The sequence below is a fragment of the Desulfosporosinus sp. FKB genome (assembly GCF_002196705.1).
In the GTDB taxonomy this organism is placed as follows: Bacteria; Bacillota; Desulfitobacteriia; order Desulfitobacteriales; family Desulfitobacteriaceae; genus Desulfosporosinus.
In genome coordinates, this window is the sequence record NZ_NADJ01000039.1 from 45,214 (window position 1) to 66,310 (window position 21,097).

The 21,097-nt window shown below is 43.2% G+C and carries 17 protein-coding genes; 2 read left to right on the top strand and 15 right to left on the bottom strand.

All coding sequences use genetic code 11. From position 1 onward, the window contains the following. Window positions 1-423 precede the first annotated feature (423 nt). The 14 genes from B5Y67_RS18935 to B5Y67_RS19000 form a co-directional block, all read right to left on the bottom strand. The gene (locus B5Y67_RS18935; protein ID WP_088227982.1) at window positions 424-1,140 is read right to left on the bottom strand and encodes a gamma-glutamyl-gamma-aminobutyrate hydrolase family protein; all 717 of its coding nucleotides are present in this window, start codon (window positions 1,138-1,140) and stop codon (window positions 424-426) included. Window positions 1,141-1,221: 81 nt separating this feature from the next. Beyond that, complete coding sequence (locus tag B5Y67_RS18940) at window positions 1,222-1,572, bottom strand: type II toxin-antitoxin system PemK/MazF family toxin (RefSeq protein WP_014825820.1); 351 nt, start codon at window positions 1,570-1,572, stop codon at window positions 1,222-1,224. After that, entirely contained in the window at window positions 1,569-1,847 is a 279-nt protein-coding gene (locus B5Y67_RS18945; RefSeq protein WP_047810879.1) for a ribbon-helix-helix protein, CopG family, read from the bottom strand. The genes B5Y67_RS18940 and B5Y67_RS18945 overlap by 4 nt, the downstream gene beginning before the upstream one ends. A 248-nt stretch (window positions 1,848-2,095) precedes the next feature. Then, complete coding sequence (locus tag B5Y67_RS18950) at window positions 2,096-2,878, bottom strand: glutamine amidotransferase (protein ID WP_088227983.1); 783 nt, start codon at window positions 2,876-2,878, stop codon at window positions 2,096-2,098. After that, a complete protein-coding gene (locus B5Y67_RS18955; RefSeq protein WP_088227984.1) occupies window positions 2,875-4,281 on the bottom strand; it encodes a Mur ligase family protein in 1,407 nt (468 codons plus the stop codon). Before B5Y67_RS18955 ends, B5Y67_RS18950 begins: the two co-directional genes overlap by 4 nt. Window positions 4,282-4,709: 428 nt before the next feature. Next, window positions 4,710-4,967, bottom strand: coding sequence for a hypothetical protein (locus B5Y67_RS18960; protein ID WP_088227985.1), 258 nt, complete (start codon window positions 4,965-4,967; stop codon window positions 4,710-4,712). A gap of 90 nt (window positions 4,968-5,057) precedes the next feature. Then, window positions 5,058-6,305 (bottom strand): FAD-dependent oxidoreductase, encoded by a 1,248-nt coding sequence (locus tag B5Y67_RS18965; protein ID WP_088227986.1) that lies wholly within the window; start codon window positions 6,303-6,305, stop codon window positions 5,058-5,060. Window positions 6,306-6,631: 326 nt separating this feature from the next. Continuing rightward, on the bottom strand, window positions 6,632-8,113 hold the full coding sequence (locus tag B5Y67_RS18970) for a glutamate synthase subunit beta (protein WP_088227987.1): 1,482 nt from the start codon (window positions 8,111-8,113) through the stop codon (window positions 6,632-6,634). 29 nt (window positions 8,114-8,142) lie between these two features. Further along, window positions 8,143-12,705, bottom strand: a complete 4,563-nt coding sequence (gene gltB, locus B5Y67_RS18975) for a glutamate synthase large subunit (RefSeq protein WP_088227988.1) — start codon at window positions 12,703-12,705, stop codon at window positions 8,143-8,145. Window positions 12,706-13,053: 348 nt separating this feature from the next. After that, window positions 13,054-14,637, bottom strand: coding sequence for a ClC family H(+)/Cl(-) exchange transporter (locus B5Y67_RS18980; RefSeq protein ID WP_088227989.1), 1,584 nt, complete (start codon window positions 14,635-14,637; stop codon window positions 13,054-13,056). A gap of 37 nt (window positions 14,638-14,674) precedes the next feature. Beyond that, the gene (gene alr, locus B5Y67_RS18985; protein WP_088227990.1) at window positions 14,675-15,793 is read right to left on the bottom strand and encodes an alanine racemase; all 1,119 of its coding nucleotides are present in this window, start codon (window positions 15,791-15,793) and stop codon (window positions 14,675-14,677) included. A 24-nt stretch (window positions 15,794-15,817) separates the two neighbouring features. Further along, complete coding sequence (locus B5Y67_RS18990; protein WP_088228409.1) at window positions 15,818-17,389, bottom strand: NAD(P)H-hydrate dehydratase; 1,572 nt, start codon at window positions 17,387-17,389, stop codon at window positions 15,818-15,820. Window positions 17,390-17,423: 34 nt separating this feature from the next. Then, complete coding sequence (locus B5Y67_RS18995) at window positions 17,424-17,780, bottom strand: holo-ACP synthase (protein WP_088228410.1); 357 nt, start codon at window positions 17,778-17,780, stop codon at window positions 17,424-17,426. Between the two features lie 14 nt (window positions 17,781-17,794). Further along, complete coding sequence (locus tag B5Y67_RS19000; RefSeq protein WP_088227991.1) at window positions 17,795-18,397, bottom strand: TrkA C-terminal domain-containing protein; 603 nt, start codon at window positions 18,395-18,397, stop codon at window positions 17,795-17,797. A 157-nt stretch (window positions 18,398-18,554) separates the two neighbouring features. On the opposite strand from B5Y67_RS19000, the gene eam reads away from it, so the two are divergent. Both eam and B5Y67_RS19010 read left to right on the top strand, forming a co-directional pair. After that, window positions 18,555-19,805: a glutamate 2,3-aminomutase gene (eam, locus tag B5Y67_RS19005; RefSeq protein ID WP_088227992.1), complete on the top strand. Its 1,251-nt coding sequence runs from the start codon at window positions 18,555-18,557 to the stop codon at window positions 19,803-19,805. An 81-nt stretch (window positions 19,806-19,886) separates the two neighbouring features. Further along, entirely contained in the window at window positions 19,887-20,072 is a 186-nt protein-coding gene (locus B5Y67_RS19010; RefSeq protein WP_088227993.1) for a hypothetical protein, read from the top strand. 97 nt (window positions 20,073-20,169) lie between these two features. Here the strand turns inward: B5Y67_RS19010 and B5Y67_RS19015 are convergent, their stop codons facing one another. Next, the gene (locus B5Y67_RS19015; protein WP_088227994.1) at window positions 20,170-21,096 is read right to left on the bottom strand and encodes a TIGR01212 family radical SAM protein; all 927 of its coding nucleotides are present in this window, start codon (window positions 21,094-21,096) and stop codon (window positions 20,170-20,172) included. Between the last annotated feature and the right edge of the window lies 1 nt (window position 21,097).

Consider the following 21,097-nt stretch of genomic DNA (forward strand, 5'->3'; position numbering starts at 1 on the left):
TTTAGTCTCGATTTTATCTTGCCCAATTTTCCTTCTTTAACAACTAAGCCTTTTTAAAATATTTTCCCTGGTTTTCAGACCTCCTCAGAATTTGTTAGACTCTTTGCTTTTAAGACTTAGGGATATTCTGCATTTTCTATGACTTAAGTTTAAACGTATAATACGATATTCTCGTGAAAAACTTGTGAATTTCTTATGAATAAAAATTCGTTTGACAATGTAACAAATCTGCTTTAAACTATGCAAGAGCTGACATTGAGTTTGCGTTCTAAAACGCATCCGAAAATGGGAAAAATGCCTGCTATGGACGGCAAGCTAATAGCTTGTTTGCCAGGTATTTTTCAAAAATGAGAGAGGGAAGCAGTGCTTCCCTCTCTCATTTTTGAAAAATACGTCATAAGCTTATCTCTTTTAAATAAATCCCTATTCGGCAATACATGCTTCAATAAATCCGCAGAATAGAGCACGACTATGTTTCTCAGCTCCGGGCATACTTTCTGGATGCCACTGAACCCCCAGGCAAAATTTGGCATCTGTCTTTTCAATTCCCTCAATGATACCATCTACCGCCTGGGCATTGACCTGAAAGCCTGGAGGAATCTCACGGACGGCTTGGTGATGGAGACTATTGACATCGATGCCCGTATCTTTCAACAGCGTAAAAAGCAAAGACGTTTGCTTTACTTCAATACTATGCCATGTGTATTGACGGGGCGCAGTTTGTTTATGTTGGATTGCTTCCGGATACTGACTTGGAATATCCTGATAGATTCTCCCCCCGGCCGCAACTGCTAAAACCTGAATCCCTCGGCAAATTCCTAAAAGAGGCAAATCCAGCTGCAAAGCCACTTCCGTCAGCAGCAGCTCGCTAAAATCCCTTTCAGGAAAGCAAGCTCCAACTCCTCGCTGAGGATTTTCTTTTAAATAAGCAGGAGAAATGTCCCCTCCACCTGTTAATAACAAACCATCAATAAAATCTAAAACCTCTCGGCTTTCTTCACCATTCTGAACCGGCGGCAGAATAATCGGAGTTCCTCCAGCGTTTCGAATGCTTTCAACATAAAAGGCCCGCGGAAACGTCTTTAATTCTTCAGAATAATGTGCAGCAGTAATTCCTATCACAGGTCGTTGTCTTCCCATTATTCTTAATCTCCCCTCTAAGAATACAAAAACAGCGTCGGTTCATCGCCGCTACGCTGCCTCGTGTTCAAAAACAATTTTCTATATATCAGCCAACCCTAGACTAATCTCAATGGCTTGATCCACCCTAAGCATCACTTCTTCATCGAGAACTGTCACTTTCTCCTTCAGGCGACTTTTATCGATGGTTCGGATTTGTTCGGTAAGAATGACGGAGTCTCGCTCTAGACCACTGCGCCGAGCTCTTACTTCAACATGTGTAGGTAACTTTGCCTTTGCTATTTGTGATGTGATCGCTGCAATTATTGTGGTCGGGCTGAATTGATTCCCTATGTCGTTTTGAATCACGAGGACCGGACGAGTTCCTCCCTGTTCAGAGCCGACAACGGGGTTAAGTTCTGCGTAATAAATTTCCCCGCGCTTTATGATCATCTCCGACACTCCACCATCGATTCTTCATAGTACTCTAACACTTCTTGTTCCGTTGAGAACAGTTCTCTTGCTATTGACAGATTCAACTGCGCCATTTCGATATAACCTTTGCGCATTTGTTCCTGAATTCCTTTTTTTCGACGTTCATGAAGAATGCTGTTGAGTGCTTCTCGGATAAATTCACTGCGATTACGTTTCTCCACCGTGACGATCCCGTCCACTTCTGCAAGCAAACTCTCCGGCAAACTGATCATAATCCGCTTACTCTCTGCCACATTAGCACCCCCAAGTCTTTTAGCCAAAGCTATACTCTATTATAGACAATAATACAAAAAAGTGTCAACGAACTTGAAGAGTAATTAAGCCAAATCACCGCGAAAATAGAACCATTTTGGCATGTAAATTATGGTAAACCATGACATTAAGCAATTTTTGCTAATAAATCATTGAATCTATAGATAGTATACCAGTATAGCATGCTTGATATACTCATTTTTGTTCAAAATCGATGAACAGCCGAAATCTATGCTTGCTTCAAAAGCTTATTAACCACCGTTTTATGGGCAAGGGTTTCCAAATAATCATCAAGTTCTGTCAAGCAACTGTCGAAACCTCGTCTGATCAGGGCAAGCTGCAGTAAAAGATCCGTAAGATGTGGATTCTTCGGCAAGAGAGGACCGTGCAAATAGGTACCGAAAACATTACGGTATCGAACCCCTTCCGTCCCATCCTGATCATTGTTGCCGTGTCCTACCGAAACTTTTCCCAATGGGCTAACCCCTTTGCCGAGATACGTTTTACCTGAGTGGTTTTCAAAACCGACTAATGTCCTTAATTTAAGCTCAGAATTATTCCGGACAAAATTGTCCTCTGAGTCAATTTTTAAAGTGGTTGGGTGTAATTCAGCAACAACATTTCCAATTAAACGTTTAGTACCGGCAATTGTCCAAAGATCAAGTATTCCTAATCCGGGAATTTTCTCTCCACTGGCCATTTGATAATAGTTCCCCAGCATTTGATATCCGCCACAAATACCTAAAACTACCAGGCCATTTTCAATTGCTTGGCGCAGATCATTTTCTCTGCGCATTAAATCCTGCACCAGTATACTTTGTTCCCGGTCTGAGCCGCCTCCGAGAAAAAGAATATCCATCCCCGTAAAATCAAGGCTTTCTCTTAAGGAAACTTTTTGGATTTCGGGTTCAATCCCTCGCCAACGACAGCGTGCAGCTAAGGCTAAAATATTACCTCGGTCTCCATAAAGATCGAGCAAATCCGGATAAAGATGACAAATCGTTAGCTTCATGTTCTGGCCCCCTCCTTCCGGGTTCTGTCCTCAATAACTGTCAAGCCCGCTTTCTGCTGTTGTTCGGCCAATAATTCACGCAAAGTAAAAAGCAAGGTGTATGTAGGCAATATGAAAACTGTCTCATCTCCCTGACGGCCTTGCTGCAGCAAATTGACAGCCGCAGGTAAGGAATGTTCAATTACAAGTTTCTCTTCAGGAATTCCCGCATATTTAAGCCGCAGGGCCATATCTTCTGCGCGAAGTCCACTGCAAATTATATGTTGTATCCGTTCCTCCCGCGTTCCTAATCGTTCAAAGTCAACATCCCAAAGCCAAGAGATATCCCGGCCATCAGCTGCTAAATCATTAATTCCTATCATAATCCTTAATGGTTTGTCCGCACTAAGAATCGTTTGAATAACTTGGTTAAACCCTGTTGGATTTTTAACAAGAGTTAAGGTAACCTCTCCTCCCGTGAGGCCGAAGCGTTCCATACGCCCGGCTTGAGGAATAAACTCTCGTAATCCTTTAGCAATCAGACCATCCTCTATTCCAAGCTGGCGCGCTGCAGTTAACGCGGCTAATGCATTATAGAGATTATAATAACCTTGCAAAGAGGTAGAAAAGGCAGCAGCATCCACCTGAAAGTTTAGCAGATCGTCCTCGGCAAATACATTTTGCGCTAAAACATTAGGCTCAGGGCGATGAAATCCGCACCCCTGGCAGTGATAGATTCCCAACTGCCCATAATGAAAGAGGGAATACTTAAGTTCAATACCACACGCGGGACAAAACTTAGCTTCCCTGGTTTCATGACTCTCAAGACAACTATCAGGTGTTGATTCAACACCATAAAAGCAGGTTCGCGCAGAACCCGATCCAAATTGAGCCACTAGTGGATCATCGGCATTAAGAATGAGCAGGGTTTCTGGAGATAATGATTCCTTTACCAAATGCACAGTAGTATCCAATTCACCATATCGATCAAGCTGATCACGAAAGAAATTTGTCACAATTGCCAAACTGGGAGTTACTTGTTCACAGAACTTAGGCACAGTGGCCTCATCAACCTCTAACAAAGCGAGCTTGGTGCTTGAGGAACCATTCCATTGAGTGTTCTGCAGCAAAGCGCCGGTAATACCTGTAACAAGATTTGCTCCGGCTTGATTAAAGGCAAAGGATTTCCCCGCCTCGCGCAAAATACTCGCTAATAGATTAGCCGTAGTTGTTTTACCATTAGTACCGGTGATGATCACGATTCCTTCCGTATAGGAGGCGGATAAATGTTTCATAATCTCCGGGGCAATCTTCTGGGCAATTTTTCCTGGTAATGTTGTTCCTTTTTTTCCGCTGACTTGCAAACCTATTGTGATGAGTTTACCTACCCACAAGGCAACCCAAAAACGCCATGTCCGTTTCATAGTTACTCCTTTAATTGTTGTCCTATTCATTTTAGCACGCTTATTTGTATTATCAACCAAAATGATATCCCGGCAAACATTTTCAGTGAACTTGTTCAGTTAAAGCTAAACATCAGGGCTTCGTAATATAGAACGTATACAACCTAAAGTCATACTTTCTGCTCAGGAAAATGCATTTTCCATAGATCAGTGATGCCGCTTAACGATAGAGGTCCGATAGTGTAAAAAGGGAATCGCAACAAACAAAAATGAGTTTGTTGCAATTCCCTCGTTTCTCAACAAACAATATAACTATAATATAACTACGATTACTATGCAGCCTGCTTTTAGGCTTTATGTATTTATAGTTCTATGTGTTTTATGTTTATGTGTTATGTATCAATATATTATTGTATATTTTGTATTTCTTTTATATATATATTAGCAGCTTAAAACGCTTTAAAACCATTAATACTCTGATTCACTAACATATCTAACAATGGGCCCAAAACGAAACTGAGAAACAAGCGAAATCCTTCAGCAAGCACCAAAGTCACGCCAAATCTTAAGAGAATTCTCCTGAATCGGGACGTCGAACGGCGTAAGATTCCGTCATAATCCAGGACTCCAGCAGCACTCCAGCCAAGTATCAGGCAAAGCATGAAAAAAGCATAACTCATCCAAGTTGTCAGATCCAAAGAGGCCATGACACTCCCCCCTTGCCAGAACTTATGTGTCAGCTAAGAGTTTTATACCGGTAAAAACCTTATTTACTCAAAACAAATGTGACTCTTTATTTATAACGTTTCTCTTTGATCTTCTTTAAGAAAATTAACCAGGTCAAAATTTTCATTAAACAATTGTTCCTGAAAATTACTAACATCTATTTCCTTTTCCATGAGTTCTAAAATGCTCCCGGCACCGTTTACCTTATTTAAGGCTGTATACCCAACAATTCTTCCCTCCCTTAAAATGGCTTTACGATAATTCTCGGGAGATGTAGACTCTATTAATTCAACAAACTCTTCTCCTCCAGGTTTCAAAATGCCGGCAGTGATCATAGGCAAATCAAAAAAGCCAATGGAATTCATCGTAAAACTGCCGCAATAGGATCTAACGCTGCCGCTCATATTCAAACCGGCATTAAAGCCTTGCTTATAAGCATTGGCTAATATAGGGAATACCCTCCGCTGCCGATAAATAGTATCATATCCTTCGGCAACATTACCGGCAGCATAAACATCTGCCACACTCGTTGCCATATGCTCATCCACAAGTATTCCACGGTTAACTTGAATCTGTGTATCTTTAACTAAATCAATATTTGGACTTACCCCAAGGGCAAAGACAACTTGCCCGCATTTAAGAGTTGTTCCATCTTGAAAAGATACTCCCAGCACCTTCCCTTTCCTTCCTATAATTCCCGTAATTATGGTATGAAGAAAGAACTTTATTCCATGGTCTTCTAACTTTTTTTGAACGAGATAGGCAGCGGGCTCATCTAGAACGGTGTTTAAAACCTGACCGGCAAGTTCGACCACTGTAACATCAACCCCACACTTGATTAAAGCCTCTGCAGCCTTCAAGCCTGTCAGTCCTGCACCGATAACTGCAATTCGTTTTCCCGGTGCCAATGCTTTTTCCAAGCCCAGGACGTCATCCCATTTAATAAAAGTATGCACGCCTTTTAAATCACAGCCAGGTATTTTAGGCATGATGGGTTTTCCGCCAGTAGCCAGCATCAAGCGATCATAAGGAATAGTTTCTCTCGATTCCAGAACTACAAGTTTATCTTCAAGTTTTAACGTGCTAACTCGTTCACCAAGCCTGGGGGCAAGATCCAACCGCTGATAATAATCCTTGGGGCGATAATACGTTTTAGAAACAGGCAGCTTTTCGGAAAGATAAAGGGAAATCAGAGGCCGTGAATATGTATGGTAAGACTCGTCCGAAATTAATGTAATCCTACCATTTGTATCGGCGCTGCGAATCCCTTCAACAGTTCCGATAGCCGCCGCCGAATTTCCCACAATAACATAATTCATTCGCCGTTACCTCCTCTTTCCCCTCAAAGACTCATCAGTAAGATAAGCACCTTGTAATCCCAAATCTTCTATTTCTATTATTCAAGGTGAGGATTTATGAATCTATAAATCTACAGTGAACTCGTTCAGCTAAAGCTGAACATCGGGGCTTCAGATGGGGACTCTACCCCACCTGAAGTTAACGAAGGACCCACCCCCACTTATAGAAGTGGGGGGCTTAAAAACCGGACAAAAATCCCCCAAACTAATTTTCAGTCTGGGGGAAAATATTATTGAATAATTAATAGTCCGCGGCCACACGGATGCTTGTTGGAAAATGAAATCGCCTAGATAACACTTTTGCCCATGAGATATTTATCAACTTCTCGAGCAGCAAGCTTACCTTCCTGGATTGCCCAAACAATGAGACTCTGACCTCTTCTCATATCACCTGCGGTAAAGACCTTCTCTACATTCGTCTCAAAAACTTCGTAATCCGCTTTTATATTACTCCTGGAATCTCTCTCCAGTTTAAGTTCGGCGGGAATGGTATCTTCCGGACCCAAAAAGCCCATAGCCAGAAGTACGATGTCAGCTTTCCACACTTTCTCACTGCCTGGCACTTCCTGAGGCACCATTCTTCCAGAATCATTCTTAACCCAGGTGATCTCTACAGTATGAACCTCTTTGACTTCTCCATTCTCATTCCCAACGATTTTTTTAGTCGAAATGAGATAATTTCTAGGGTCCTTTCCATAGAGATTTATGGCCTCTTCCTGACCGTAATCAACTTTAAGCTTAAGCGGCCATTCCGGCCATGGATTTGATGCTTCTCTACGTTTTTCAGGAGGTTCAGGCATAATTTCAAATTGCTGAACACTCTTGCAGCCGTGTCGCAGGGAGGTGGCCACACAGTCGGTCCCTGTATCCCCTCCGCCAATGATAATAACATCTTTGTCTTTAGCGTTTATATAACTGCCGTCTTGGAGCTTGGAATCAAGAAGACTCTTGGTATTTGCTTTCAGGAAATCTACCGCATAGTAAACTCCCTTTAAATCATTGCCCTCAACATTGAGTCCCCGTGCTTTGGTAGCTCCGGCACAGAGTATAACCGCATCATATTGGTTCACTAGTTCCTGAGCAGGGATATCCTTGCCCACCTCAGTATTCAAAATAAATTGAATTCCCGAAGCCTTCATCAACTCAAGACGCCGTTCCACGACTCGTTTATCAAGCTTCATATTGGGAATGCCATACATCATCAGTCCGCCGGCCCTGTCGTTCCTTTCATAGACGGTTACATCATGTCCAACAGCATTTAAATAATAGGCTGCCGACATCCCTGACGGGCCTGAGCCGACAATGGCAATCTTCTTTCCTGTCTTTTTAGCGTTTTTGGGACGAACCCATCCTTCTGCGAAAGCCCTTTCAATAATTTCATACTCAATACTATTAACGGTCACAGGTTCCAGAATATAGCCTTCTGTGCAAGCGCCTTCGCAAGGTGCCGGGCAGACTCTTGAGGTGAATTCCGGGAAAGGGCTGGTGCGCGTCAGTCTTTTATATGCCTCTTCCCATTGACCTTTATAAACCAGCTCATTCCACTCAGGAATAAGATTATGCAAAGGGCACCCTGAAGCCATTCCGTTGAGCAGAACTCCACCCTGACAGAAAGGGACTCCGCAATTCATACATCTCGCTCCCTGAGTTTTAATAACCTCAGAGTCCTGATGAAGCCGCATTTCCTCCCAGTCTTTAATTCTATCTTCAGGAGAACGTTTTTTTGGATTTATTCTTTCATACTCTAAAAACCCAGTCGCTTTTCCCATTGTAAGTCCCACCTTAATCATATAGTCCTTTAATTTTTAAAATGTTCTTCGAACGCTGCCATCAAGGCTTCTTCACCGCTTAAGCCCGCCTTGTGAGCCTTATCAATGTTTTGAAGCATACGTTTGTAATCTTTAGGTATTACTTTGGTGAATCTCTGAGCATAACCTGTCCAATCCAGAAGAATGTTCTTGCCTAAGGGGCTGCCGGTGTACTCAACATGTTTTTCAATCATGCTCTTGATTTCATGCATTTCTTCCTCAGATTCGATCGTTTCCAGTAACACCATCGATTTATTACAGTATATTTCGTCAAAGTCCAGAATATATGCTACCCCGCCGGACATCCCTGCCGCAAGGTTCCTTCCTGTTTTACCCAGGATAACGACTTTACCGCCTGTCATATATTCACAGCCATGATCGCCTACTCCCTCAACAACTGCTTTAACCCCGCTGTTTCTTACACAGAACCTTTCCCCGGCAATCCCATTGATATAGGCTTCTCCCGAAGTAGCTCCATATAAGGCCACATTGCCGATCAAGATGTTTTCTTCAGGCTGGAAGTTTGACGCTTTGGGGGGATAGACGATAATTTTACCGCCGGAAAGTCCTTTGCCTAAATAGTCGTTGGCATCTCCCTCCAACTCTAAGGACATACCCTTAGGAATAAATGCTCCAAAGCTTTGACCGGCCGAACCCACAAAGGTTAATTTGATTGTGTCTTCCGGCAGCCCGTTTTCACCATATCTCTTGGAGATTTCACTTCCAACAATGGTTCCGACAACCCGGTCTACATTATTGATTTTCAATTTCGCCCGAATCGGTTTCTGGTTTTCCAACGCAGGTTTGCACATTCTGAGGAGCTTTTTAATATCCAGCGATTTCTCCAGCATATGATTCTGCTTTTGAGTATTAAACCGGCCGACATCAGCCCCGGCATAGGGTTGATAAAGAATTTGAGACAAATCAAGATTAGCGGCTTTCCAATTTTTTATAATCTCTTTGGTCTTTAGTCTGTCCGTGCGTCCGACCATTTCGTCGACAGTCCTAAATCCTAATTTCGCCATAATTTCACGCATTTCTTGAGCAACAAACCGCATAAAGTTCTCAACGTATTCAGGCTTACCATTAAAGTTCTTCCTTAATGTTTTATCCTGAGTAGCGATTCCGACGGGACAGGTGTTAAGATTGCACACCCTCATCATGACACATCCGATAGCGATAAGAGGTGTCGTCGAAAATCCATATTCTTCGGCCCCAAGCATCGCAGCGATCACAACATCCCTGCCTGTAAGCAGCTTGCCGTCAGTTTCAACAACTACCCTGTCTCTCAGCTTATTGAGTACTAAGGTTTGATGAGTCTCAGCCAATCCCAGTTCCCAGGGAAGACCTGCATTTTTGATGCTGGTTCTTGGTGAAGCTCCCGTCCCTCCATCATAACCGCTGATCAGAATGACGTCTGCTTTTCCTTTTGCCACCCCGGCAGCAATAGTTCCAACGCCAACTTCCGAAACAAGCTTGACACTAATTCGTGCCTCTTTGTTGGCATTCTTCAAATCATGGATCAGCTCAGCCAAATCTTCGATAGAATAAATATCATGATGGGGCGGCGGTGAAATAAGATCAACACCCGGCGTAGAATGTCTGACTTTGGCTATCTCCGGATAAACCTTTCGTCCCGGAAGCTGGCCGCCTTCACCGGGTTTAGCTCCCTGAGCCATTTTTATCTGAATTTCTTTAGCATTAGCAAGATAGTTGCTGGTCACACCGAAACGTCCTGAGGCAACCTGTTTGATAGCACTGTTCTTGGAGTCGCCATTAGGCATCATCGTAAACCGTTCGAGATCCTCTCCGCCCTCACCGGTGTTGCTTTTCCCGCCCAGCCTATTCATGGCAATGGCTAAACATTCGTGTGCTTCTTTGCTGATAGAACCGTAGGACATCGCCCCGGTCTTAAACCTTTTGACAATGGAATCAATAGATTCTACTTCTTCAACAGGAATTGTATCTCCAGAATTTACTTTAAAGTCAAGGAGATTTCTTAAGGTATAAATTCCCTCTTCAGTAATCTTTTTCGAGAAATCCTTATAGAGAGAGTAGTTCCCTTCCCGGCATGCTTTCTGAAGCGTATAGATTGTTTCCGGGTTGTAAAGATGGATTTCTCCATCATCCTTGCACTGGAAGTACCCGCCAACTTCGAGAGTGTCCGTGTAAGGGGAGTTTTCAAGATAAGCACTTTCATGCCGCATCTGATTTTCTAAAGCAATTTCTTCCAAACCAATTCCTTCAACTCTTGAAGGAGTGGATGTGAAATACTTTTCGATAAGATCCTTTCTCAGACCCACTGCCTCAAAAATCTGAGCGCCGTGATAACTTCGCATCGTAGAAATGCCCATCTTGGTAAGGACTTTGAGAATACCCTTGACAGAAGCCTTGATATAGTTCTTTTTAGCTTCTTCATAACTCAGTCCATCCAATAAACCTCTCTCAGCAAGATCCTTAAGAGTCTCGTAGGCGAGATAGGGGTTAATGGCCGTAACACCATAGCCAATAAGAGTACAGAAATGATGAACTTCCCTGGGTTCACCTGATTCAAGGACAATACCGATATTAGTCCTTATTTCTTTGCGAATCATATGATGGTGAAGTCCGGAGGACGCTAAAAGAGCAGGAATAGCAGCAAATTCTTTACTAACCCCTCGGTCAGAGAGAATAATAATATTAGCTCCTTCACTGATCGCTTGATCGGCTTTCCGGAAGACTTTATCCAAAGCCTTTTCCATAGCTTTTGAGCCCTCGGAAACATTATATAATATTGAAATGGTTACTGCTTTTAACTTGTCATTATTAAGAGCCTTAATTGTATTTAACTGTTCATTGGTTAAGATGGGGTGTTCCAAGGCCAGGCTGGCAGAGTTTCTTTGGTCCGGATCCAATAGGTTTCCTGTATCCCCAAGAAGAATACTGCCGGAAGTAATAATCTCTTCTCGGATACCGTCAATTGGAGGATTAGTAACCTGAGCAAACAGTTGTTTGAAATAAAAATATAACATTTGCGGTTTCTCAGATAACACCGCCAGAGGAGAATCCATGCCCATTGCCCCCACGGGATCAACGCCTTGTATCGCCATAGGCTCCATAGTTTTGGTAAGATCCTCAAAGGTATAGCCGAAAGCTTTCTGGAGTTTAATCAGGTTCTCCGATACCTTTTCTTCCTCTGTCTTTACAACAGGCAAATCGCTGAGCCGAACGATATGACGTTCATTCCATTCTTTATATGAATGTAAAGACGCCACACTGCTTTTAATTTCTTCATCCGAGATAATTCTTTTCGCTTCTGTATCAATAAGCAGCATCTTTCCCGGTTCCAGGCGGCCTTTATATTTAACATTTTCAGGTTTAATGTCTATGACTCCCACTTCAGAAGCCAGGACTACCTTATCATCATTTGTTACGTAATAACGTGAAGGCCGAAGACCGTTTCTATCCAGAACACCGCCAACAACAACACCATCCGTAAACGCCATCGCAGCCGGACCATCCCAGGGTTCCATAAGGAAGTCATTAAACCTGTAAAAATCCTTTTTCGTCTCAGACATTAAATCGTTCTTCTCCCACGGTTCGGGAATCATCATCATCACCGAATGAGGCAGTGATCTTCCAGTGAGATGGAGAAATTCAAGACTATTGTCAAACATCGCCGAGTCACTGCCAGATTCATCAATAATAGGGAATACTTTAGAAAGATCGTCAAACAGAGGAGAATCAATACATTTCTGTCTCGCCTTCATCCAGTTAACATTGCCCCGAATGGTATTAATTTCTCCGTTGTGAACGAGATACCGATTGGGATGGGCCCTCTCCCAGCTTGGAAACGTATTGGTGCTAAACCGCGAATGGACCATAGCCAAGGCCGAGGCAAAATCCAGATCCGAAAGATCAAGATAAAAATTTCTAAGTTGTTCTGCCGTAAGCATGCCTTTATAGACGATGGTCTTCGAGGAAAGGCTGGAGATATAAAACGTTCCACCCTTATCCTCACACATCGGAACGATAACTTTTTCTGCCCGTTTTCTAATAACGTAAAGTTTCCGTTCAAAATCCATTTGATCCGTGATTGCTGAATCCTTAGCTATGAAAACCTGAATAAATCTAGGCATAACAGCCTTTGCTCCTTCACCGATAGTCGTCATATCGATGGGAACTTCTCTCCAGCCTAAAATTCTTTGACCTTCTTCTAAAACAATCTTTTCAAAGGTTTCCATCTGAGTTTTTCGAAAGTCTTCGTATTTATGAGCAAAAATCATACCTACGCCGTAGCTGCCTTTTGCCGGCAAATCAAAGCCCAGAACCTCACATTCTCTTTTGAAGAAATCATGAGGAATCTGGATTAAGATCCCTGCGCCGTCGCCGGTATTTTCATCGGCACCGCTTGCCCCTCTGTGGCTTAAGTTTTCCAGAACTGTTAAAGCCTCTTCAACGATGGTATGAGACCTCTCCCCTTTGATATTAACAACGAATCCCATACCGCATGCATCATGTTCTAACGCGGGATCATAAAGTCCCTGCTTATTTGGTAAACGATAGTTTTGCATAATACCCACCCTTTATGGACTTCAATTTAATTAATAATTTTAACATAAAATGTTCAATAGCATCATTACAGTTTTAAGAAAAGTTGTTAGTACTATATAACAATCCTTTCCTGAGTGTAATTTATATTTTAGCATATTCAAGTCATTAGAATAACCCATAATTTTTTATGTATTATGTATTTTTATTGAAACTTTGTTTTTCTATGTGGAATTATGCCATTATAATTCCTTTTATACCTATTTGTCCCAGAGCATACCTTCGTTTAGGAGGTTGCTCCGAAAAAGGCAAAAGGCTCACTTTCGAGGTAAGCCTTCTGCACTTTCTTAAACTTTCATTCACTAATTAAATTACAATTCACAACTTCCGACCAGCGGATTTAAAGCATCATTAATTTTAGAGACTTTGTCATCATTTGTCAGAATAACTAAATAATCACCTGGGTAAATCACGGTGTCCCCTTTGGGTATAATCTCCTCTTCTCCCCGTTTAACGGCTACAAGCAAACAATGAGCCGGCCATTTAATCTCTTTAATTTGTTTGCCATCCAACATAGATCCCATACAGACGGCAAATTCTAAGATTGATTTGGTTTTTTCATTGCCGATTATTTTGTGATGCCCTTCTTTGTGCAGGAACTTTTCAAGTAAGGATTCATAAATGGGTTTAGAACCCAAAAAGTCTGCTACGATATAAGCTGTTATGCATACCACAGATAGGGAAAGCAAATGAGTAAACGATCCCGTCATCTCAGTAATCAAAATTGTCCCTGTGATAGGGGCTCTAACGATAGCAGTAAAATACCCCGCCATAGCAAGAATGATAAAATTATTGACATACGTGCTATTAAGATGAAAGAGGTCGACAACAGCCAGCCCATAGATATTTCCTATAATTGCCCCAATCGCAAGAAGCGGAAGAAAAATCCCGCCCGGTGCCCCCGATCCATAACAAATCATTGTGAAGAAAAACTTGGCGACTATCAGAACGACTAAAAGTTTCAGCGTAAAATTACCCTGCGCAACAAGGGCGGTAATCAACTCGTGGCCTCCGCCCAAAACCTGCGGCAGGAAAAAGCCTAAAACTATGGATACCAGCAAAGGGATAATGACCCAAAATGTCTTAGGCAGCCAGCGTTGCCCGGCATAGAGATCCTGGGTCTTGAGCAGAGTTACATTGAAGGCAACACCTAAAACACCAATAATAATTCCCAAAATTATTATAAAAAAATAATAATGCAAAGGAAAATCGTGCAAGTTGGTAAAATTCAGAACCGGTTTTAAACCAAAAAATTCGCTCGTGACAAAATCTGCAGATAAGGCCGCAGATAAAGCCGGCAGCAATATTAAGGGGGAGAAGTTTTTGTGAACCTCTTCCAAGGCAAACATAACACCTGCCAAAGGCGCACTGAAGGCCGCTGCAAGTCCTGCGCTGGCTCCGCTGGTGATTAGATATTTCTCTTCTATTTTAATTCGCTTCAGTACTTTGCTGAAACCTTGTCCGACAGCCGCCCCTAATTGAACGGATGGACCTTCTCGACCCATAGAAAGTCCGGCTCCGATCGCTAAAACTCCGCCTATGAATTTCCCAATGATAACTTTCCACCAGGTCATGGAGAGCTTTCTTAACAAAACCCCTTCAACTTGAGGGATACCACTCCCGCTTATCATAGGTTCATTCTTGACTAACAAACCAACAATATAGCCAATCAAAATCAGAACTCCCACCCAAACAGGAAGGAGCACTGGTTTGGCAATGATCGCATTATAAATTTGAGTTAATAAAACTCCTGCCCGTTCAAGAAGGAATCGGTATAGCACTATGATAAACCCGGTAATGATTCCAATACCCAATCCTTCATAGACTAATTTCAACCTGAAACTACTCCAATGTAATAAGCTATTATGAGTACTATGTTTATTACTGCTAGTCATATAATTTCTCCTCATCATCATTACGTGAAAGCTCTAACTAATCATTCCCTGTGAGATCGAGATAAATTCTCGGGACTCGCTTGGAAATCCCACAAACGACTTCATAACTTATTGTTCCCAGCCATTCTGCCATCTCCGTGGCCGTTATTTGTTCATAACCGTCTTTCCCCAAAATCGTAACCACATCACCAACTTTTACGCCCTGAATCTTGGTAACTTCAAGCATGGTTTGGTCCATGCAAACCCTGCCGATAATTGTTGAGCGGCGCCCTTGAATCAGCATTTCCCCATAATTCGAAAGTGCCCTTCTCAGTCCATCCGCATATCCCAAGGGAATGGTTGCGACTGTTGTTGGATAGGCCGCCTGAAAAGTGCGTCCATAGCTTACAGTTTCCCCGGTTTTGATTTTTTTCACATGAGTTACTTTGGCCTTCCAAGACATTACCGGTTCTAAGCCGACATTACCTCCCACTTGGGAAGACGGAACCAGCCCGTATAAACTTATACCAGGGCGAACAAGTTCAAAATGAGCCTCCGGAAATTGCAGAATGGCTGCACTGTTAGCAGTATGTCTAATGGGAATTTTCAATCCCGCCTTTTCAAGCTTATCATAGAGAAGCTGGAATCGTTTGAGCTGCTGTCTCGCGAAGGTCAGATCTTTTTGATCGGACGTTGCGAAGTGAGTGAAAATACCTTCAATAAATAAATTGGGTAAGGCAGCAACCTTCATGATTTCAGAAACATCGGTATCTCGAAATCCGATTCGGCCCATTCCCGTATCGATTTTTAAATGTAATCTTGCCCTGCGATTAAATTTTACAGCCGCTTCGGAAAGAGCACGTGCCTGGGACAAATGAAAAATTGCCGGTATTACATCCTCTTTAACAAAGGCCTCCCACTGATCACTTTCCGGTGCCCCAATGACCATAACATCGAGCTCAGGAAATGCCGCTTTTAATTCTAAGGCCTCTTCCAAAATTGCCACACCAAAACGCTTGGCCCCACAACTCATCAGGGTCTTCGCCACCGGAATTGCACCATGCCCATATGCATCTGCTTTAACTATGGGCATCATTTCACTTTGTGTATACGTCTGAAGTTTGTAATAATTTTCTTTTAATGCCTGCAAATTCACTTCAGCCCAAACCTGTCGCATAATTGATCTCCTCCTCTATCCTTTTTAGCCCAGCTTCAATTCTAGAGAGCGCCGTACTTTAGGCAACTGGTCTGCAACTTCAGAGGCCAAAAAGCCAGACCAACCATACTCTTCGGCCAGATCATCTGCAGCTTTCCCATGTAAATAAACACCTAAGCAAGCGGCCTCCAGAGGTGATACACCTTGGGCCAACCAGGCCAGAATACTTCCAGTAAGAACATCACCGGTACCCCCTGTCCCAAGTCCGGGATTTCCGGTTGGGTTAAAAAAGGCGCGCCCATCCGGTGAAGCAACAATAGTCACTGAACCCTTTAGTACCACAACGGCTTCCCACTCAGCAGCTTTTGTCAACGCTAAATCCAAGCGGTTGCTCTCGACATCGGCAACAGTGCATTGACATAGCCTTGCCATTTCGCCGGGATGTGGGGTAAGTATCAGCGGTCCGCGTCCATTTCTGACTTCAATCAGGCTAAGTTCTCCTGCCAATAAATTTAAAGCATCGGCATCCAGGACAACTGGACAGCTTATCGTTCTTAATATTTCCTCAAGAACAAGCACAAATCCAGGATTTTGGGCAAGTCCCGGGCCGATAGCCAAGGCCTGAGCCTTTTCTGCCTGCCTTGCTATTGCCTCCCAAGATTCTTCGTTAAGACTATCCTGTCCCTGGGCAGGCCAAACAGTCGCCTCTGTGATACTGGCATCTACATCTTCCGCAATTCCTTGAGGGGTAACGATTTGCAGTAAGCCTATGCCGCTGCGCAAAGCACCCCGCCCGGCCAGAACAGCTGCACCGCTCATTCCTTTGGACCCTGCGACAAGTATACCTTTACCATGAGTTCCTTTGTGTCCTTTAAAGTGGCGAATGGGAAGCATCTCTCTTATTGTATCATCGGTTAAAACATATGTAGAAATACTCTCATCCTCCAGAAACGCTTCCGGAATAGAAATCGGATCAACGGCAACTCGTCCGCAATAATTCGGGCCTTCTCCTAAAAAAAGGCCCCACTTCGGCAGCCCAAACGTAACTGTTATTTGGGCGCGAATAGCTGTCCGATAAACCTTGCCCGTATTGGCTTCAACCCCACTGGGAATATCGACGGACACTACACAGGCCGAAACATTGTTCACCTCATTAACATATTCTTCGATCAAACTCGGTAAAGCTCCGCGCAGGCCTATGCCATAAAGAGCATCGACAATAACATCAGCTTGAGCCAAAGCAAAACGTGCCACAAGCCGCTGCTTTTCTCCTTCGATAACAAAGAGTTTACCTGTCGTACCTTGGAAAAGGCGCAAATTAAGAGCAGCATCTCCTTTGAGCTGCTCTGTCCCGGCAAATAATAAGACCGTCACATCCATCCCTTGCAACACTAAATGACGGGCAACGGCCAAGCCATCTCCACCGTTATTCCCCTTACCTACTAAAATTACCGCTTTTAAGCCAGACAAATCTCCTTCATTCTGAACAAGACAACGACGGATTTCCTCCACAACAGCCCAAGCTGCGTTCTCCATTAAGAGCATACTTGGTATGCCATATTGTTGAATAGCCCGTTCTTCAATCTGCCGCATTTGTTCAGTGTTGACCACGCGCACTTCTTTCACCTCGCTTTTCCTTTGTCCCTTTACCCTAACTCAAGATCGCAAAGGCTATAGCTTGGGTTCGGTTATGGGACAAACTCACCCTAATTTGCGAACCCCCTCTTTCCTTAAGCAAAGTCATTGCTTTGTAACTAAGAAGGACAAGAGGCTCGCCGCTTGGTTCTGTCATAATTTCGACATCATGCCATGAGAGACCTCTTAGACCTGTTCCTAATGTTTTTAGGACAGCCTCTTTAGCAGCGAAACGTGCCGCATAGCTTTGTATCCCCTTGCCTATTAGACTTTCTCGTTCTTGTCTCGTAAAAAGTCTTTCTGTTAATCCGGGTTGACGTTCCAAAGCCTTCGCCACTCGTTCAATTTCGATAATATCTACACCAGGATACATGACTCTACCCCATATCACATAATTAACTCTTGTAATCTCATTTGTCCTTCTGCTGATCCTGCAGCCAGTAAAACATCCTCGGCGCGCAGGACAAAGCTCGCTTCGGGGGAAAACTGTTCCAACCCATCTCGCACAACAGCAATTATCGTTGTCCCTGTACGTTCTCGAATCCTTAATTCACGTAAAGTTTTCCCGACAGCTGGAGATTTTTTGCCCACTTCAATCTCACCTACGTCTAACCAGCGCGACATAATGCGGTCTACGTATCCTTGCAGCTTATTGAGATGGCTTTCTATTTTCAGATCATTTTCCCGTCTCTGATCCATCAGTTTCTTGAGATCTTCGAGAAAGATCTGGATTTCTCCTTTTTGATTAAACGATCTTACGAATTTCTCTGCCATTGCTTTCGAGGTAACGGTGATTCCTACCCCTTGGTTAACAATAACAACACCCACATTTTGCAGAATAGCAATTGCTCTGCGGACTGTTTCCGGAGAAACGTTATAACGGCCCGCTAATGTTGAGCGGCCATGGATTTTTTCTCCTTCGTGATACTCTCCCATCATGATAGCATGAGCAATGTCCATGGCTATCTCTTGATAACGAGCTTGTTCCAACTTCTTTCCACCCCTTAAACTATATAATCTATTATAACATAGCCAACTTCAGGAGGCATCATGCTCTTGACAACTAACAACTCTGGTGATAGTATTAGGTTGTTAGTTCGAAGCACACTTCGATATCGTCTTTCTATACTGCAGGGAGGGAATCTTGATGGCCGTACAATTGAACAATCCGCCGGATACGAATCGTCAATTTTCGCTACGGCGAGCAACTGAGCTTAAACAGAAGATTGCCCCTTATCTTGAAAAATGCCACTCGATCCCTACAGGTTTTTCAAGTGCTGTGCTGATTCAACAACGTCGTAATCACATCTTAAATTATTTTAAGGCATCAGATCAAGACTGGGAGAATTGGCACTGGCAAATAAAACATCGTATCCAAAATACAGACATTTTAAGCGCCTTATTCCCTCAGTTGTCCGATGAACAATGTGCAGAAATCAAACATATAGGAAGAAGTTTCCGTTGGGCCATATCCCCTTATTATCTTAGCCTAATGGATATTGCCGATGCTCAAGACCCCATTCGCTTACAGGGGCTGCCTACTTTTGCAGAACTCAGTGATGATTTTGGAGAGGAAGACCCTATGGGAGAAGCTCTTACCAATCCCGCCCCGTGCATTACTCGGAGATACCCCGATCGTTTAATCATTAATGTCACAAACATGTGTGCCATGTATTGCCGCCACTGCCAACGCCGCCGCAACATCGGAGAAACCGATTCCCACGCTAAAATCGCAGATCTGAAGGCTGCTTTGGGATATATTCGGGCCAACCCTGAAATAAGGGACGTTTTAATCACAGGAGGAGATGCCCTGCTTTTGAGTAATCAAACTCTGGACTGGCTACTCGGTGAACTTCATTCGATTCCCCATGTTGAGATCAAACGCCTCGGTACTCGAGTCCCCGTAACCCTTCCCATGCGCATCAATGATGATTTATGTTCAATCTTAGCAAAATATCCGCCGATCTACATCAATACTCAGTTCAATCATCCCCAGGAAGTCACTGCGGAAGCTAAAAAAGCAGCAGACAAACTCATAGCTGCCGGTGTGGTTTTGGGAAATCAGGCTGTATTACTCAAAGGGATTAATCATCAGCCGGAAATTATGAAGAAGCTTAATCAGGAACTTCTTAAAATACGAATCCGGCCTTACTATATTTTTCATGCCAAAAATGTCAAGGGAACACGTCATTTTGTACCAAGAATTCAAGATGGACTCGCAGTTATGAGGCACTTAAGAGGGTATACGTCAGGCCTCGCAGTGCCAACCTATATCATAAATGCTCCTAAGGGCGGAGGCAAAACCCCTATCCTGCCCCAATATTTAGTATCTCTTAAAGAAAACCATGCCGTTCTGAAAACTTGGGAAGGCAAACTCATCCATTACGATACCCCTTAAAGATAATCTTAGTGTTAATGGAACTTTTAATTTTCCCCTTTATTTAATTTAATAGAATTTTGCGAGAGGAGCGTATGTACCATGAATGAACGCCTTAACAATGAAGAAATTTTGCAGAGAATCCTTAAAACCAATTCAGATGTGCAGCGTTACTTGGACCTGGCTCCCAGCTATAACCCATCTCTAAAACAAACCATCAAATCAAGAGAAACTTCTCCGTATAAAATTCCTCCTGTAAAATTTCTGAAGACAACCTTAAAACCTTAGTTGTCCTTGAAATTTTCTCTTTCTCCTTCTCTTTCTTCTGTAAGGTAACCCTGACGGGTTGCCTCTTTTTTTTGCAATCGTGTCTGTACTCTATTATTCAAGGATTACCTTCGTTTGCCTTCTTTCCTTGCCAGGTATCCCGCTCCATGAGCTTTGCATCAATAGCATTGAGCACCTCCCATTTTTTGCGGCTCCAAAGCGGCCCAATTAAATCATCAGGAGGGCCATCTCCGGTTAAACGATGAATTATCATCTGTGGAGGCAAAATTTCTAAAATATCAACTACCAGTGAAACGTAATCTTCTTTCGTCATCAAGTCAAAAGGATGAGCCTCATAAAAAGCGGCTAAAGGTGTTCCCTTTAAAACATGAAGCAAATGAATCTTCAGCCCTTGCAGAGGCAGGTCAGCAGCCGCCAAGGCCGTTTCCATCATTTCTTCTTTTGATTCACCCGGTAGGCCCAGAATAATGTGGGCACATACTCGAATCCCTCTCGAATGCAATCGTTCAAGACCACGGAGGAATTGCTCATAATCATGCCCTCGCCCAATGAACTCCAATGTACGATCATGGATAGATTGCAATCCCAATTCGACCCATAAATACGTTCGCTGATTTAATTCATCCAAGTAATTAATAACCTCATCAGAAAGGCAGTCCGGTCTTGTTGAGATGGATAGCCCCACAACCCCTTCCTCCTTGAGGGAACCTTCATACAACTCCCGCAGCCGTTCAATAGGGGCATAGGTATTCGTAAATGCCTGGAAGTACGCCAAGTACTTAGCCTTCGGCCATTTTTTCTTCATTCGTTCCTTTACTTCAGAGAACTGATCATGAATTGATAACTCCTGCCGGCCGGCAAAGTCACCAGACCCCCGTTCACTGCAATAAATACAGCCGTTTCGTCCCAGAGTTCCATCCCGATTAGGACAGGTGAAACCGGCATCTAAGGAAACTTTAAAGACTTTTTCACCAAATCTTTCACGCAAATGTTCATTTAATGTTACATATCTTTTTTCAGACATT

Bases quoted from the DNA above. Each gene is read 5' to 3' on its own strand.
- alr (WP_088227990.1), bottom strand. From the start codon at position 15,793: ATGCGACAGGTTTGGGCTGAAGTGAATTTGCAGGCATTAAAAGAAAAT.
- B5Y67_RS18980 (WP_088227989.1), bottom strand. From the start codon at position 14,637: ATGACTAGCAGTAATAAACATAGTACTCATAATAGCTTATTACATTGG.
- gltB (WP_088227988.1), bottom strand. From the start codon at position 12,705: ATGCAAAACTATCGTTTACCAAATAAGCAGGGACTTTATGATCCCGCG.
- eam (WP_088227992.1), top strand. From the start codon at position 18,555: ATGGCCGTACAATTGAACAATCCGCCGGATACGAATCGTCAATTTTCG.
- B5Y67_RS18960 (WP_088227985.1), bottom strand. From the start codon at position 4,967: ATGGCCTCTTTGGATCTGACAACTTGGATGAGTTATGCTTTTTTCATG.
- B5Y67_RS18995 (WP_088228410.1), bottom strand. From the start codon at position 17,780: ATGTATCCTGGTGTAGATATTATCGAAATTGAACGAGTGGCGAAGGCT.
- B5Y67_RS19010 (WP_088227993.1), top strand. From the start codon at position 19,887: ATGAATGAACGCCTTAACAATGAAGAAATTTTGCAGAGAATCCTTAAA.
- B5Y67_RS18955 (WP_088227984.1), bottom strand. From the start codon at position 4,281: ATGAAACGGACATGGCGTTTTTGGGTTGCCTTGTGGGTAGGTAAACTC.
- B5Y67_RS18965 (WP_088227986.1), bottom strand. From the start codon at position 6,305: ATGAATTATGTTATTGTGGGAAATTCGGCGGCGGCTATCGGAACTGTT.
- B5Y67_RS19015 (WP_088227994.1), bottom strand. From the start codon at position 21,096: ATGTCTGAAAAAAGATATGTAACATTAAATGAACATTTGCGTGAAAGA.
- B5Y67_RS18940 (WP_014825820.1), bottom strand. From the start codon at position 1,572: ATGATCATAAAGCGCGGGGAAATTTATTACGCAGAACTTAACCCCGTT.
- B5Y67_RS18950 (WP_088227983.1), bottom strand. From the start codon at position 2,878: ATGAAGCTAACGATTTGTCATCTTTATCCGGATTTGCTCGATCTTTAT.
- B5Y67_RS18935 (WP_088227982.1), bottom strand. From the start codon at position 1,140: ATGGGAAGACAACGACCTGTGATAGGAATTACTGCTGCACATTATTCT.
- B5Y67_RS18970 (WP_088227987.1), bottom strand. From the start codon at position 8,113: ATGGGAAAAGCGACTGGGTTTTTAGAGTATGAAAGAATAAATCCAAAA.